A 13,210-nucleotide genomic window follows, 5' to 3' on the forward strand; every position below is an offset into this window, starting at 1 on the left:
GACCATGAAACATCAGATTATTATCGGCACCGCATTGCTACTGGCCCTGGCGGTAACCTCCCTGGCCGCCAATACCCCACTGGACCGCATCGTGGCCGTGGTGGATGATGAGGTCATCCTGGATTCCGAGCTGCAGGAACGCATTGAGTCCCTGCGCGTGCGCATGGGGGATCAGGGCACCCAATTACCCCCCGAACAGGACTTGCGGCAGCAGATGCTGGAGCAAATGATCAATGAGGAAGTTCAACTGCAGCGGGCCCGGCGAGCAGGCCTTCGGGTCAGTGACGACGAGGTAAACCAGGCCCTGGCACGCATAGCATCCCAGAACGATGTCACCCTGGCCCAGCTGCCGGACATGCTGGCATCGGAAGGCATTGAATACGGCAGCTTTCGCGAAGAAATCCGGCGGGAACTGATCCAGCAGCAGGTACAACAACGAATGCTGTTTCGCGAGGTCACCGTTTCCGAACGGGAAGTTCAGGAATTCCTGGCCGAAGCAGAGGCCCAAGGTGACCTGGACGCCGAATACCAGGTGTTCCATATCATGATCGCCGCGGATTCCGAAGGTGATGCCGAAGAAACCCGGCAGGCCCGGGAAAGGGCCCAGGACATCCGCCGCCAGCTGGATGACGGTGCTGACTTTGCGGAGCTCGCCATCGCCCATTCCGACAGCCGAACAGCGCTGGAGGGTGGCGACATGGGCTGGCGCTCCGGCCCTGAACTGCCCAGCGTGTTCGCCGAACAGGTTGTCGACATGGGAGAAGGTGATATTGCCGGACCCCTCCGCACCTCCAGTGGCTACCACCTTATCAAGCTCAACGAAGCCCGCCGTGGCGATGCCGTCATGGTGCCCGAACGTCGGGCCCGCCATATCCTGCTCTCCCCTTCCGAGGTGCGGCTCCCTGAAGCCGCCCGGCTCAAACTGGTGGAGCTCCGTCAGCGCATTGAAGACGGTGAGGATTTTGCCGATCTGGCCCGGGAATATTCCGAAGATCCCGGCTCCAGCGCTCGAGGCGGAAACCTGGGCTGGCAAAGCCGGGGCTCCTTTGCCCCGACTTTCGAGCAGGCCCTGGACGGCCTGCAACCTGGGGAGATCAGCGAACCGATCGAAACCCGCTTTGGCTGGCATATCGTCGAATTGATGGAAACCCGTGAACAGGACCGCACCCTGGACGCCCGCCGCAATCAGGCCCAGCAAATGATTCGTGCCCGCAAGGCCGAAGAGCGCATGGACACCTGGCTGCAGCAGCTGCGGGACGAAAGCTATATTGAAATCCGGCTGGATGGCTAGGCGCCATCCTGACCCCGGCATCTCATGGCTTCTGACATCCATCAAGCGGCGCCGCTGGTCCTAAGTTGCGGGGAGCCAGCCGGTATCGGACCGGATCTGGTGCTGGAGCTGGGCCGGCAGTCGCGACCTTACCCGCTGGTGATTCTGGGCGATATCGACTGCCTGGCACAGCGGGCCAATGCCTTGGGGCTGGAAATCGCACTGCGCCCCTGGTCCGGTGGAAGCACCGCTGACCGCGCCGGGGAGCTGTCCGTATTGCCCATTCCCACAGCGCAACCGGTCACACCCGGCCGGCTCGATCCCCAAAACGGCCCGCATGTCATGCACCTGCTGGAAGCCGGGGTGGATGGCTGCCTGGATGGCCGCTTTTCGGCACTGGTGACCGCCCCGGTTCACAAGGGCAATATCAACCAGGCCGGCATTCCTTTCTCCGGTCACACGGAATTCCTGGCCGAGCGCTGCAAAGCTGGTCAGCCGGTGATGATGCTGGCCTGTCCCGGCTTGCGCGTAGCCCTGGTCACCACCCATCTACCCCTGAGGGCGGTTGCCGACGCCATTACCCCGGATCGACTCAAACGGGTAATCCGGGTACTGGATGGGGGCCTGAGAAAGGATTTCGGTATTAACCGCCCGCGCATCTTGGTCTGCGGTCTCAATCCCCATGCGGGAGAAGACGGCCATCTGGGCCAAGAAGAAATCGAGGTTATCGAACCGACCCTGGGATCCCTGCGGGAAGAAGGGATCCATCTGGTCGGGCCCCTGCCGGCCGATACCCTGTTCAACCCGGACAAGTTGCTTGAGGCCGATGCGGTATTGGCCATGTATCACGACCAGGGTTTGCCGGTGCTCAAGCACAAAGGCTTTGGACGCGCAGTGAATATCACCCTGGGTCTCCCCATGATTCGGACATCGGTGGACCACGGCACCGCCCTGGACCTGGCCGGCAGCGGCCGGGCCGATTCCGGCAGCTTGCGGGAAGCCGTGGCACTTGCCTGGCAGCTGGCCACCCGTTCAACCGCGGCACAGGCGAGTGCATCATGACTGAACACCGGGCCCGAAAACGTTTCGGGCAGCACTTCCTCCACGATCCGCGGGTCATTCAGCGAATCGTCAGCGATATCAGGCCCAGGCCCGAAGATCGACTGGTGGAAATCGGCCCCGGGCTGGGAGCACTGACCCTGCCCTTGCTCCAGGCCCATGGTGAGCTGGATGCCATCGAAATCGACCGGGATGTAATCGAGCACCTTCGAGAGCGATGCCGACAAGCCGGGACATTGCGTATTCATTCCGTGGACGCCCTGAAATTTCGCCTGAGCGAGATCGGCGAAGGGCCATTCCGGGTGGTAGGTAATCTGCCCTACAACATTTCCACGCCTTTGATGTTCCATCTCTTCGCCCAGAAACATCAGATCGTGGACATGCACTTCATGCTGCAGAAGGAAGTAGTGGATCGCATGGTGGCCGAGCCCGGGGGCGCGGATTACGGTCGCCTGGGCATTATGACCTCCCTTTACTGTCATGCCGAACACCGCTTCGACGTGCCGCCCGGCGCCTTCCAACCCCGGCCCCGGGTGTACTCCAGCATCGTGCGGCTGGTTCCCCGTGAACAACCGCTGTGTGTGCCTGAGGCAGAGACGGCCCTGGCCGATATTGTCCGCCTGGCCTTCTCCAAGCGCCGCAAGACCCTGCGCAACGGGCTCAAGGGCCATGTGAGCCCGGAAACCATGACCTCCGTGGGCGTGGACCCCTCGGCTCGCCCGGAAACCCTGCCGCCCCAGGCCTTCGCCCGACTGGCTGAGGCGGCTTTGTCACACGCTTAGGCCACCACGTATCCAGCGGCCTCGCCATTCCCCTATACTGAGGACCAGCTTCATGATCCGGGGGAAAAAATGAGCCTTTACCAGCATATTCTGGTTGCCACCGACCTCACCGAGGAGAGCGATCAAGTCCTCTCCAGGGCCATGGCCCTGGCAGATACGGCCGGGTCGGCGATTTCCCTGTTGCACGTGGTGGAATATGTGCCCGTGGACCCGGCTGGCGAAGCCCTGCTGCCGCCGCCGGTGGATATGGAAGAAGAACTCTTGGCCAGTGCTCGGGAGAAACTCTCGGAGTTGGTCCAGCGCGCAGGCGCCCACCCCCGGCAATCACTGGTGGAAATCGGCCAGACCAAGGCGGAGATCAAGCGTATCGCGGGGGAGATCGAGGCGGATCTGATCGTGCTGGGCAGCCGGGAACGCCACGGCCTGGCCCTTCTCATGGGCAGCACGGAACGGTCCGTGGTCCACAATGCTCCCTGTGATGTGCTGGCCGTGCGACTTCGGTAGAATGCCCGGCTCTTCTTCAGAGCCTGCACAGGACGTTCATGAGCAACAGCAACATCCACGATATCCGCGTCGAAGTGGACACCCGTTTTCTCCAGGGCCAATCCAACCCCGGCAAGGCCCGCTATGTGTTTGCCTACACTGTCACCATTCACAACCAAGGTGAAGTGGCAGCCAAACTGCTCAAGCGCCACTGGCTGATTACCGATTCCAATGGCAAGGTTCAGGAGGTGCGCGGCGACGGTGTGGTGGGTGAATACCCCTATCTACAGCCAGGCCAGAATTACGAATACACCAGCGGCACTATCCTGGAAACGCCGGTGGGTTCCATGGAAGGTAGTTATCTGATGGAAAGTGATGATGGCGACACCTTTGATGCCATCATCCCCCCCTTCCGCCTGGCCGTGCCGGGCGTGGTCAACTGAAATCCATTAGAGGAACCGTCATGGCAATATTTGCCATTGGTGACATACAGGGCTGTCATTCCGACCTGGCTCGCCTTCTGGACCGGATCAACTTCGACCCGGCCGAAGACCGGGTCTGGTTCGCCGGTGACATTGTCAACCGGGGCCCCGCCTCACTGGAAGCGCTGCGATTTGTGCGCAAACTTGGTAAACAAGCCATTACCGTTCTTGGCAATCACGATATGCACCTGCTGGCCATTGCCCATCAGGATCAACCCAATCTGAAATCCAAGGACACTCTGGCCGAGATTCTGTCGGCACCAGACGCCGGCGAGTTGCTGGACTGGCTGCGTCACCGCCCCTTCCTCCACCACGATCCAGAGCTGGGCTACGCCATGGTCCATGCCGGCCTGCCCCCTCAATGGAACATGCAACAGGCCGAGGCCCAGGCCCGGGAACTGGAACAGGTCATGCAGGGCGAGCATTACCGGGATTTTCTGGCTGTGATGTATGGCAATGAACCGGACTACTGGGATCCGAGCCTCAGTGGCATGGACCGTCATCGTTTCCAGATCAACTGTTTTACCCGGATGCGCTTTGTGGACGCCCATGGACGTCTGGACCTGAAAACCAAATGCGCCCCGGGCGAACAAGCCGACGGCTTGTATCCCTGGTACGCAGCTCCCGGTCGAGCCACGGCTGATCACCATATTCTTTTTGGACACTGGTCCACCGCCGGCCAGGCCAAGGGCCTGAATTACAGCCGCTACAATGTTTACCCTCTGGATACCGGCTGTGTCTGGGGCGGCAAGCTCACCGCCTTCCGCCTGGATGAAGACGGCGGCTGGGCCAGCATTGACTGCAGCGGACAACTGACGCCTGGCGAGGCCTGAGCGGCAATTCGCCCAGAAATTTCATGCATGAGCAAGGGAGCTGGATGATGGATATGAACCTCAAAGGCAAGCATGCCCTGGTCTGTGGCAGCAGCCAGGGGATTGGCCAGGCCGCCGCCATGGCCCTGGCTGAACTGGGGGCCACGGTAACCCTCACAGCCCGCAGCGAAGCCACCCTTAAGAAAGTCCATAAGGCCCTGCCCCGTCCCGCCGATCAAGACCATGGCTGGTTCACTTCCGACTTTGACCGCCCGGAAGCCTTGGAGACTCTGGTCAAGGCCCGGGTTGAAGAAGGCCGGCGTTTTCACATCCTGATCAACAATTCCGGCGGTCCGGGCGGCGGGCCAGCCCATACGGCCATGAAAGATGAATTCAACAATGCCTTCCAGCGCCACCTGATCTGTAACCAGATTCTGGTCCAGGCCCTGCTGCCGGGCATGCGGGAAGATGGCTATGGGCGGATTATCAATATCATCTCCACCTCGGTGAAAGAACCCATTCCCGGATTAGGTGTCTCCAATACTGTACGGGGCGCCGTAGCCAGTTGGGCCAAGACCATTGCCACCGAGCTGGCCCCCGATGGCATCACGGTGAACAACATCCTGCCCGGCTTCACCCAGACCGGACGCCTGAAAAGCCTGTTTGAAGGCAAGGCCGAGAAAACCGGCAAATCCTTCGACGAAGTGGAACAAGGCGCCTTGGCCCAGGTACCCATGGGCCGCTTTGGCCGGCCCGAGGAAACCGCGGCCGCCATCGCCTTTCTGGCCTCCCCGGCCGCCAGCTACATCACCGGTGTGAGCATCCCGGTGGACGGCGGCCGCACCAAGGGCATTTAATACAAAGATCGTAGGAGCGGATTTATCCGCGATCCTGCCTGCTGCGAACCCAAATCGCGGCTAAAGCCGCTCCTACGGCGGGCATCCATCCAAGAGGCGAAACATGGACCAGATCGAGCATTACATTGGCGGTGAGCTGAAAGGCTCGGATAACTGGCTGGATAATGTCGAGCCGGCAAGCGGTCAGCGCTCCGGGCAGATTGCGGACGCTGGCAGTGCTGAACTGGATGCGGCCGTTGCAGCCGCCAAAGCCGCCTTCCCCACTTGGCGCCGCACACCGGGGGCGGAACGGGCCCGCTGGCTGAACCGCCTGGCCGATCTGATCGAGCGGGACCTGGACGCCCTGGCCCGGGCCGAATCCGAAGACACGGGCAAGCCCATCACATTGGCCCGCAGTGTGGACATCCCAAGGGCAGCGGCCAATCTGCGCTTTTTCGCCGGAGCGGCCAGCCAGTTCGCCAGTGAATCCCATCTCATGGAAGACGGGGCCATCAACTGGACCCTGCGCGAACCCCACGGTGTGGTGGCCTGTATCTCGCCCTGGAATCTACCCCTGTATCTTTTTACCTGGAAGATTGCCCCTGCTCTGGCGGCCGGCAACTGCGTCATCGGCAAGCCTTCCGAAGTTACGCCCAAAACGGCCTGGCTGTTCTCCATGCTTTGCATCGAGGCCGGCCTGCCGGCGGGCGTGCTCAACATCCTGCATGGCCGGGGCCCAGGCATCGGTGCGAAGTTGATCGAGCATCCCGCGGTCAAGGCCATCTCATTCACCGGGGGCACCGCCACCGGCCGCGAAATCGCCCGCGTGGCCGCCCCCCAGTTCAAGAAACTCTCCCTGGAGCTGGGCGGTAAGAACCCTACCCTGGTGTTCGACGACTGCGACTGGGAAAAGACCCTGGATGAGACCCTGCGGGCCAGCTTCGCCAACCAGGGCCAGATCTGCCTCTGCGGCTCCCGACTGCTGATCCAAAAAAGCATTTATGACGATTTCCGGGATGTCTTCGTGGAACGGGCAAAGACACTGACCCCGGCCGATCCGTCGGACCCCGAGACCCGTCAGGGCGCAGTGGTCTCAAAAGCCCACTACGACAAGGTGCTTGGCTGCATCGATACCGCCCGTGAGGAAGGGGCCCACATCCTCACCGGCGGCGAGGCGATCAAGGTACCAGGCCGCTGCCAGGACGGCTGGTTCATCCAGCCTACCGTGATCGAAGGGCTGGATGCTCACTGCAAGACCAACCAGCAGGAAATCTTCGGCCCAGTGGTGACGCTGATGCCCTTCGAGGACGAGCAGGAAGCCCTGGCCATCGCCAATGGCGTGGACTACGGCCTGGCTTCCAGCATCTGGACCCAGGACATCCACCGCGCCCACCGACTGGCCCGGAATATCGAATCCGGCCTGGTCTGGATCAACTGCTGGATGCGCCGGGATCTCAGGGTCCCCATGGGCGGCATGAAACAATCCGGCGTCGGCCGGGAAGGCGGCATGGAAGCCATGCGCTTTTTCACCGAGGCCAAGAATGTGACCGTGGCGTTTGATGAATAACAAACAATCCCGCGAGCACCCCCGTAGGGGCGAATTTATTCGCGATTTGAGCCGGAACCCGACAACCGAGCAGACCGAGGTCAATCGCGAATGAATTCGCTCCTACGGCAAGGGGGCGATAAAAACAGGAGCAAGCAATGAGCGACCAAGACAGCATCGTCAACAGCGGCAAGGCACCCAAACCGGTGGGCCTTTACCCCCATGCCCGGCGGGTGGGCAATCTGCTGTTTCTTTCTGGCGTGGGGCCCCGCTCGGCCACCAGCAAGGAAATCCCGGGGGTGACCCTGGACGATGCCGGCAATGTCGTGGATTACGACATCGAGGCCCAGTGCCATTCGGTCTTCCAGAATGTCCGCCACATCCTGGAAGAAGCCGGCTCCAGCTGGGAAAAGCTGGTGGATGTGACGGTCTTTCTGACCAACATCCCCGACGACTTCAAGGCCTACAACAAGGTCTATGCCGAGTATTTCGCCGACAACCAACCGGCCCGGACCACGGTGGAGATCAACCGCCTGCCCACCCCCATTGCCATCGAGCTGAAATGCATTGCTACAATTGAGTAAACAGGCCAACCGTAGGAGCGGATTTATCCGCGATTGGAGCCGGAACCCGACAACCGAGCAGACCGAGGTCAATCGCGAATGAATTCGCTCCTACGGTGCCGCTAATCACATCCGGGGATACCCCCAGGAGGCTGACAATGCCCTTACCCAGCGCCTTCAACTTCCAGAAATGGATTGACGAACACCGGGACGAGCTCAAGCCGCCGGTGGCCAACAAGCGGGTCTTCAAGGATTCCGAATTCATCGTCATGGTGGTGGGCGGGCCAAACACCCGCAAGGACTACCACTACGATGAAGGGGAGGAGTTCTTCTACCAGCTCGAGGGCGAGATGGTGCTGAAGATTCAGGAAGACGGCAAGGTCCGTGACATCCCCATCCGGGAAGGGGAGATTTTTCTGCTGCCGCCCAAGGTTCCCCACTCCCCCCAGCGCTTCGAAAACAGCATCGGTCTGGTGATTGAGCGGGAACGGCGCCCGGATGAGCAGGACGGACTCATGTGGTTCTGCGATAACTGCAACCACAAGCTCTATGAAGAATACTTCCATTTGGAAAACATCGAGACCCAGTTCCCACCGGTGTTCGATCATTTCTTCAAAAGTGAAGAGAACCGCACCTGCGATAACTGCGGCGCCGTGATGCCGGAAAAACCCTGAAGAGCGAAACCGCCGTAGGAGCGGATTTATCCGCGAAGAATCCGAGATTCAGTCGCGAATGAATTCGCTCCTACGCAGAAGAAAGGTAAAGAGCCCGGACAATGACAAAAAGCCTGAAGATCGACATCCACACCCACATCCTTCCTCCGGATTGGCCCAATCTAAAAGAACGCTATGGCTATGGCGGTTTTATCCAGTTGGAGAACTGTGGGCCCGGCTGCAAGCAGATGGTCAAGGATGGGGAGAAGTTCCGGAAGATCGGGGCCAATTGCTGGGACCCGGATGCACGCCTCCATGATTGTGCCGAGCATGAGGTGGATGTTCAGGTGCTTTCCACCGTGCCGGTCATGTTCAGCTACTGGGCCAAACCGGAACACACCCTGGATCTGTCCCGACTGCTCAATGACCACATTGCCGGTGTAGTGGCCGAGCAGCCCAAGCGTTTCATCGGCCTGGGCACGATACCCATGCAGTCACCGGATCTGGCGGTGAAGGAACTGGAACGCTGCATGAAGGAGCTGGGTCTGGCAGGTATCCAGATCGGCTCCCATATCAATGACTGGAACCTCAATGAACCGGCCCTGGATGAAATCTGGGCGGCCTGTGAGGAATTGGGTGCGGCCGTCTTCGTCCATCCCTGGGACATGATGGGTTCGGACACCATGAAGCAATACTGGCTGCCCTGGCTGGTAGGCATGCCGGCGGAAACTACCCGGGCCATTTGCTCCATGATCTTTGGCGGGGTCTTTGAACGCTTTCCCAAGCTGCGGGTAGCGTTTGCCCATGGGGGCGGCTCCTTCCTCCCTTCCATTGGCCGTATCGAGCATGGCTTTAATGTCCGCCCGGATCTCTGCGCCGTGGACAATGAGGTTAATCCCAGGGATTATCTGGAGCGGCTGTACTTCGACTCCCTGGTACATGATCCCAAAGTCCTGCAATTGATGCTGGACATGGTGGGGCCGAAAAAGATCGCCCTGGGCACGGACTATCCCTTCCCCCTGGGTGAGCTGGAACCAGGCAAGCTGATCGATTCCATGGGCTTCCCCCTGGAGACCCGGGATCGCCTGCTGCACGGCACAGCACTGGAATGGCTGAACCTGGACAAGGACCGCTTCTTGTGAGTACCCCCGTTCTCGACTGGCAAGGCGCTCGCTTCGACATGAACCCGGCCCGGGCCGTGAGCCTGGCGATTCCCCTGGATTTCGAAGGCCCGCAGCCCGGTTTCTTTGGCGCCCCCCCGGCCCGTCGAAAGGCCTTGGAATCCGGCGGCTTTACCGGCGACACCCGCGCCGGCGGCACCTGCAATTGCGAAGTGTTGGAGATTACACCTCATTGCAACGGCACCCATAGCGAATGCGTGGGCCATATCACCGAAGACCGGGCCACCGTCGCGCAACAAGTTGGCACGGTGCTCTGCCCCGCACTGCTTGTGAGCATTCACCCCGCGCGCCTGGATAGCAGCGAAGAAACCGGCCCGGCCAAGGCCAAGGGAGGGGACGCGGTCATCACGCGTACCGCCCTGCAAAGCGCCTGGGAGACCCTGACCCCGGCAACACCCCCCCAAGGCCTGGTGATTCGCACCCTGCCCAATGATCCCGGCAAACAAAGCCGTGACTGGATGGATGATCCCGCCCCCGCCTGGCTCAGTCGGGAGGCAGCAAAATGGTTGGTGGACCAGGGCGTCGACCATCTACTCGTGGACATGCCCTCCGTGGACCGAGCCGATGATGACGGTGAGCTGCTTGCCCATCGCATCTTCTGGGGCCTTCCCCCGCTCTCTCGCAAGCTCATGGAATCCACGCGGCCCTACGCCAGCATCACCGAGATGATCTTCGCCCCGGACTCAGTTAGCGATGGGCTATACCTGCTGGATCTCCAGTTTCCGAGCTTCACCACCGATGCCGTCCCCAGCCGTCCCCTTCTGTATCCAACCGCCTAAAGTCCACATTCCTACCAGACTCGTCAGTCCGCCGCTTTACGCTCACTCCCGGACGTGTCGAGCAAGACTCGGAGGCGATCAGCATTCGTCATTTCACCATTCAGTCCCAGCCACGTGGCCCGCTCTCCATCCTTACCGCGCCAGTACAAGCGGTAATTCGCCCCCGCAATGGGCGTCAGAACCCGCTCCCACCACTTGGCCGGGCGAAAGCCCGTGATCGCATTCAGCGGAATATGGCACTCGGTACCCAGTCCTCGGAAATGCAGCTGTTCTTGGTCCGCCTGGATGCGGATGAAAGCCACCCGCATGCTCAGCACCACATGCAGAGCAATAAGGGTCAGGAAAGCATTACCAACCACCCCTGCATTGGCCATAAAGCCCAGGCCCAGGGTGCCGGCCACGGTGGCAACCGCCATGCCTGTCATCACCACCATCATTAGAACCGCCAGCCAACGACTGCTCCGCGGCGAGTAAACCAGAAAGCCGGATTCAGAATCACCGTCCTCAAACGACGGTCTCGGATCAGTGGGGGCGAACATGAAGGAATACCACAGCCCCATCAACAGGCCGAAAAACAGACCATGGAAAACAAACATGCCAGCCAGCAACACAGGGCCCATGGTGGCCAGGGAACCGGACAGCAGGTGGAAGATCAGCATCAGCACCGCAAAGGCCAGCCCCATGATGAGACCGCCACGGCGGAAATCCCGCCAACGGCCCTGGCGCTGAACCCGGGCCAGCTCCTTGGCCGGGCCGAAATCCGCCACCACACGTTTTGCCGCGACCTCCCGGGAAAGGCCCTCCGCCACGGCCTGGTCTCGAGCCTCCAGCAAATTGTCCCGGATTTCGCTCAGGTACAGGCGGCGTACGGAGGCACTACCCAAGCAATATCCGTCCAACTCTTCCAGGTAGGAATCCATAACGGCATCCCCGGTTGCTAGGTCATTGGGGAAGCGGGGACTGGGCAATCGCAACACACTGAACCAATTCATTTTTCATCCTCCCTTGACGGCTCTGACCCAGACCGCAGTACGGTCCGTTCAAGCAGGGCGGCGATCCGTCGCCATTCGACAATACGCCCTGCCAGAAAGGCCTCACCATCGGTCGTCAAACGATAGTACTTGCGTGGACTGCCCCGACTGCCGGGTTCCCGATAGGAATCCAACAGTCCGCGGGCCTCCAGGCGGTGAAGCAGGGGATAAAGCGTGGCCTCCTTGACCAGGCCAGCATCTTCCCCCAATCGCAGCTGCAACTGCTGGCGGATTCCAAAGCCGTAGTCGGGCTCATTACTAAGGACGTCCAGGACCAGGGTGTCCAGCAAGCCCTTGAGAATCTGTCCATCCGATGCGTTTTGTTTTTTCATCATGGAATATACTTTACATTGCAAAGCTTATTATCACAAGGTTAATTATGGGATACCGCCCGTCCGGGCGCGGGAACCGGCAGTCTGGCGCCATCTGTTTGCAAGCCCCTGATACCTCTAAGGTAGTGCATTCTTATTTCTCGCCGAGCTGCCGACGAATCACCATGATAAAAACCATACCCGTCCGCGAGCTGCGCCCCGGGATGTATTTGCAGCAGCTGGGTGAATCCTGGCTCAAGCACCCCTTTTGGCGGAACAGCTTCCTGATCGAAAGCGAGGAGCAAATTCGCCAGATTCGCGAAGCCGGGATTCAGCAAGTCACCATTGACACCAGCCGTGGCCAGGTCGCCGAGGCCGCCAACGACGGCGGCAGTGAACAAACGCCAAGCGAGGCAGCCAAACCAACCGCCAAGAGATCCCGGCAACGCCCTCGCCGCGTTGCCTTTGAGGATGAGCTGGAAGAAGCCCGCCGCCTGCGCCGCCAGTCGGCCAAAGCCGTGAAGACGATGCTGACCCAGGCCCGCATGGGGGAAATGGTCCACACCGAAGACATGATGCCCTACGTGGAGCAAATCTCTGATTCGATCATGCGCCAGCCCTCTGCCATGCTGGGCCTCGTTCGAATCAAGAATTCCGATGAATACACCTATATGCATTCGGTTGCGGTCTGCGCGCTAATGGTTGCCCTGGCCCGACAAATGGGCTTCAAGGAAAGCGAGGTCCAACAGGCGGGCATGGCCGGACTTATGCACGACATGGGCAAAGCCTATGTACCCAACGACATTCTCAACAAGCCCGACCGCTTGACCGAGGAAGAATTCCGCATTATCCAAACCCACCCGGAAAAGGGCTACCAGGCACTTCTGCAAGGCGGAAAGGCATCGGAGATAGTGCTGGACGTAGTACGTCATCACCATGAAAAGATGGATGGCCAGGGCTACCCACGCGGATTGGATAAGAGCTCCATCAGCCTGTTCGCCCGGATGGGTGCAGTATGCGACGTGTATGACGCGGTCACATCGGACCGTCCCTATAAACCGGGCTGGGCCCCGGCCGAAGCCCTAAGCCGGATGGCGCGATGGACGGGAAGTCAGTTTGATGAGCGGGTATTCCAGGCGTTCGTGAAAACCATCGGCATTTATCCGACGGGCTCATTGGTTCGGCTCAGCTCCGGTCGCTTGGCGGTAGTACTGGACCAGGGCACAAAAGACCTGCTAAAACCTCGGGTCAAGGCTTTTTACTCAAGCAATGCCGGCACTCACATCCCCCCCACCGTCATTGATCTGGGACGCCCAGGCGTCAGCGAACGCATTGAAAGCCGGGAAGATCCCAAGCAGTGGGGCTTCGACAAGCTGGAAGCGCTTTGGGCATGAGCTTTAGCTGACACAACGATAAGGCAGG

Annotated in this window: 15 protein-coding genes; 13 read left to right on the top strand and 2 right to left on the bottom strand. The window is 60.3% G+C overall.

Features of this window, described 5'->3' with window-relative positions; all coding sequences use genetic code 11:
- Positions 1-4 precede the first annotated feature (4 nt).
- From J2T60_RS06875 to J2T60_RS06930, 12 genes are all read left to right on the top strand, one after another.
- Positions 5-1,291 (top strand): peptidylprolyl isomerase, encoded by a 1,287-nt coding sequence (locus J2T60_RS06875; RefSeq protein WP_253447241.1) that lies wholly within the window; start codon positions 5-7, stop codon positions 1,289-1,291.
- A 24-nt stretch (positions 1,292-1,315) separates the two neighbouring features.
- Positions 1,316-2,332: a 4-hydroxythreonine-4-phosphate dehydrogenase PdxA gene (gene pdxA / locus J2T60_RS06880; RefSeq protein ID WP_253447244.1), complete on the top strand. Its 1,017-nt coding sequence runs from the start codon at positions 1,316-1,318 to the stop codon at positions 2,330-2,332.
- Positions 2,329-3,111, top strand: coding sequence for a 16S rRNA (adenine(1518)-N(6)/adenine(1519)-N(6))-dimethyltransferase RsmA (rsmA, locus tag J2T60_RS06885; protein WP_253447247.1), 783 nt, complete (start codon positions 2,329-2,331; stop codon positions 3,109-3,111). The genes pdxA and rsmA overlap by 4 nt, the downstream gene beginning before the upstream one ends.
- A 69-nt stretch (positions 3,112-3,180) precedes the next feature.
- Positions 3,181-3,615 carry a universal stress protein gene (locus J2T60_RS06890; RefSeq protein WP_253447250.1) on the top strand — a complete coding sequence of 145 codons (435 nt, stop codon included), beginning with the start codon at positions 3,181-3,183 and terminating at the stop codon, positions 3,613-3,615.
- Between the two features lie 38 nt (positions 3,616-3,653).
- Positions 3,654-4,037 carry a Co2+/Mg2+ efflux facilitator ApaG/CorD gene (gene apaG, locus J2T60_RS06895; protein WP_253447253.1) on the top strand — a complete coding sequence of 128 codons (384 nt, stop codon included), beginning with the start codon at positions 3,654-3,656 and terminating at the stop codon, positions 4,035-4,037.
- 20 nt (positions 4,038-4,057) lie between these two features.
- A complete protein-coding gene (locus J2T60_RS06900; protein WP_253447258.1) occupies positions 4,058-4,909 on the top strand; it encodes a symmetrical bis(5'-nucleosyl)-tetraphosphatase in 852 nt (283 codons plus the stop codon).
- A 47-nt stretch (positions 4,910-4,956) separates the two neighbouring features.
- Entirely contained in the window at positions 4,957-5,745 is a 789-nt protein-coding gene (locus J2T60_RS06905) for an SDR family oxidoreductase (RefSeq protein WP_445376051.1), read from the top strand.
- Between the two features lie 103 nt (positions 5,746-5,848).
- Positions 5,849-7,291: an aldehyde dehydrogenase gene (locus J2T60_RS06910; RefSeq protein WP_253447264.1), complete on the top strand. Its 1,443-nt coding sequence runs from the start codon at positions 5,849-5,851 to the stop codon at positions 7,289-7,291.
- Between the two features lie 137 nt (positions 7,292-7,428).
- A complete protein-coding gene (locus tag J2T60_RS06915; protein WP_253447267.1) occupies positions 7,429-7,854 on the top strand; it encodes a RidA family protein in 426 nt (141 codons plus the stop codon).
- 137 nt (positions 7,855-7,991) lie between these two features.
- Positions 7,992-8,507, top strand: a complete 516-nt coding sequence (locus J2T60_RS06920) for a 3-hydroxyanthranilate 3,4-dioxygenase (RefSeq protein WP_253447270.1) — start codon at positions 7,992-7,994, stop codon at positions 8,505-8,507.
- Between the two features lie 101 nt (positions 8,508-8,608).
- Entirely contained in the window at positions 8,609-9,628 is a 1,020-nt protein-coding gene (locus tag J2T60_RS06925) for an amidohydrolase family protein (protein WP_253447273.1), read from the top strand.
- Positions 9,625-10,446 (top strand): cyclase family protein, encoded by an 822-nt coding sequence (locus J2T60_RS06930; RefSeq protein WP_253447276.1) that lies wholly within the window; start codon positions 9,625-9,627, stop codon positions 10,444-10,446. Before J2T60_RS06925 ends, J2T60_RS06930 begins: the two co-directional genes overlap by 4 nt.
- Positions 10,447-10,469: 23 nt before the next feature.
- Here the strand turns inward: J2T60_RS06930 and J2T60_RS13310 are convergent, their stop codons facing one another.
- On the bottom strand, positions 10,470-11,438 hold the full coding sequence (locus J2T60_RS13310; protein WP_301288319.1) for a permease prefix domain 1-containing protein: 969 nt from the start codon (positions 11,436-11,438) through the stop codon (positions 10,470-10,472).
- A complete protein-coding gene (locus tag J2T60_RS06940) occupies positions 11,435-11,812 on the bottom strand; it encodes a PadR family transcriptional regulator (RefSeq protein WP_253447279.1) in 378 nt (125 codons plus the stop codon). Before J2T60_RS06940 ends, J2T60_RS13310 begins: the two co-directional genes overlap by 4 nt.
- Between J2T60_RS06940 and J2T60_RS06945 the strand changes: the two genes are divergently transcribed.
- Positions 11,791-13,182 carry a cyclic di-GMP phosphodiesterase gene (locus J2T60_RS06945; RefSeq protein ID WP_253447282.1) on the top strand — a complete coding sequence of 464 codons (1,392 nt, stop codon included), beginning with the start codon at positions 11,791-11,793 and terminating at the stop codon, positions 13,180-13,182. The two genes, J2T60_RS06940 and J2T60_RS06945, sit on opposite strands and share 22 nt — an antisense overlap.
- Positions 13,183-13,210 lie beyond the last annotated feature (28 nt).

The sequence above is a fragment of the Natronospira proteinivora genome (assembly GCF_024170465.1).
GTDB classification, from domain to species: Bacteria; Pseudomonadota; Gammaproteobacteria; order Natronospirales; family Natronospiraceae; genus Natronospira; species Natronospira proteinivora.

What these genes read in the sequence shown, in the direction of transcription:
- J2T60_RS06875 (WP_253447241.1), top strand. Translation starts at nt 5, where the DNA reads ATGAAACATCAGATTATTATCGGCACCGCATTGCTACTGGCCCTGGCG.
- pdxA (WP_253447244.1), top strand. Translation starts at nt 1,316, where the DNA reads ATGGCTTCTGACATCCATCAAGCGGCGCCGCTGGTCCTAAGTTGCGGG.
- rsmA (WP_253447247.1), top strand. Translation starts at nt 2,329, where the DNA reads ATGACTGAACACCGGGCCCGAAAACGTTTCGGGCAGCACTTCCTCCAC.
- J2T60_RS06890 (WP_253447250.1), top strand. Translation starts at nt 3,181, where the DNA reads ATGAGCCTTTACCAGCATATTCTGGTTGCCACCGACCTCACCGAGGAG.
- apaG (WP_253447253.1), top strand. Translation starts at nt 3,654, where the DNA reads ATGAGCAACAGCAACATCCACGATATCCGCGTCGAAGTGGACACCCGT.
- J2T60_RS06900 (WP_253447258.1), top strand. Translation starts at nt 4,058, where the DNA reads ATGGCAATATTTGCCATTGGTGACATACAGGGCTGTCATTCCGACCTG.
- J2T60_RS06905 (WP_445376051.1), top strand. Translation starts at nt 4,957, where the DNA reads ATGGATATGAACCTCAAAGGCAAGCATGCCCTGGTCTGTGGCAGCAGC.
- J2T60_RS06910 (WP_253447264.1), top strand. Translation starts at nt 5,849, where the DNA reads ATGGACCAGATCGAGCATTACATTGGCGGTGAGCTGAAAGGCTCGGAT.
- J2T60_RS06915 (WP_253447267.1), top strand. Translation starts at nt 7,429, where the DNA reads ATGAGCGACCAAGACAGCATCGTCAACAGCGGCAAGGCACCCAAACCG.
- J2T60_RS06920 (WP_253447270.1), top strand. Translation starts at nt 7,992, where the DNA reads ATGCCCTTACCCAGCGCCTTCAACTTCCAGAAATGGATTGACGAACAC.
- J2T60_RS06925 (WP_253447273.1), top strand. Translation starts at nt 8,609, where the DNA reads ATGACAAAAAGCCTGAAGATCGACATCCACACCCACATCCTTCCTCCG.
- J2T60_RS13310 (WP_301288319.1), bottom strand. Translation starts at nt 11,438, where the DNA reads ATGAATTGGTTCAGTGTGTTGCGATTGCCCAGTCCCCGCTTCCCCAAT.
- J2T60_RS06945 (WP_253447282.1), top strand. Translation starts at nt 11,791, where the DNA reads ATGCGTTTTGTTTTTTCATCATGGAATATACTTTACATTGCAAAGCTT.
- J2T60_RS06940 (WP_253447279.1), bottom strand. Translation starts at nt 11,812, where the DNA reads ATGATGAAAAAACAAAACGCATCGGATGGACAGATTCTCAAGGGCTTG.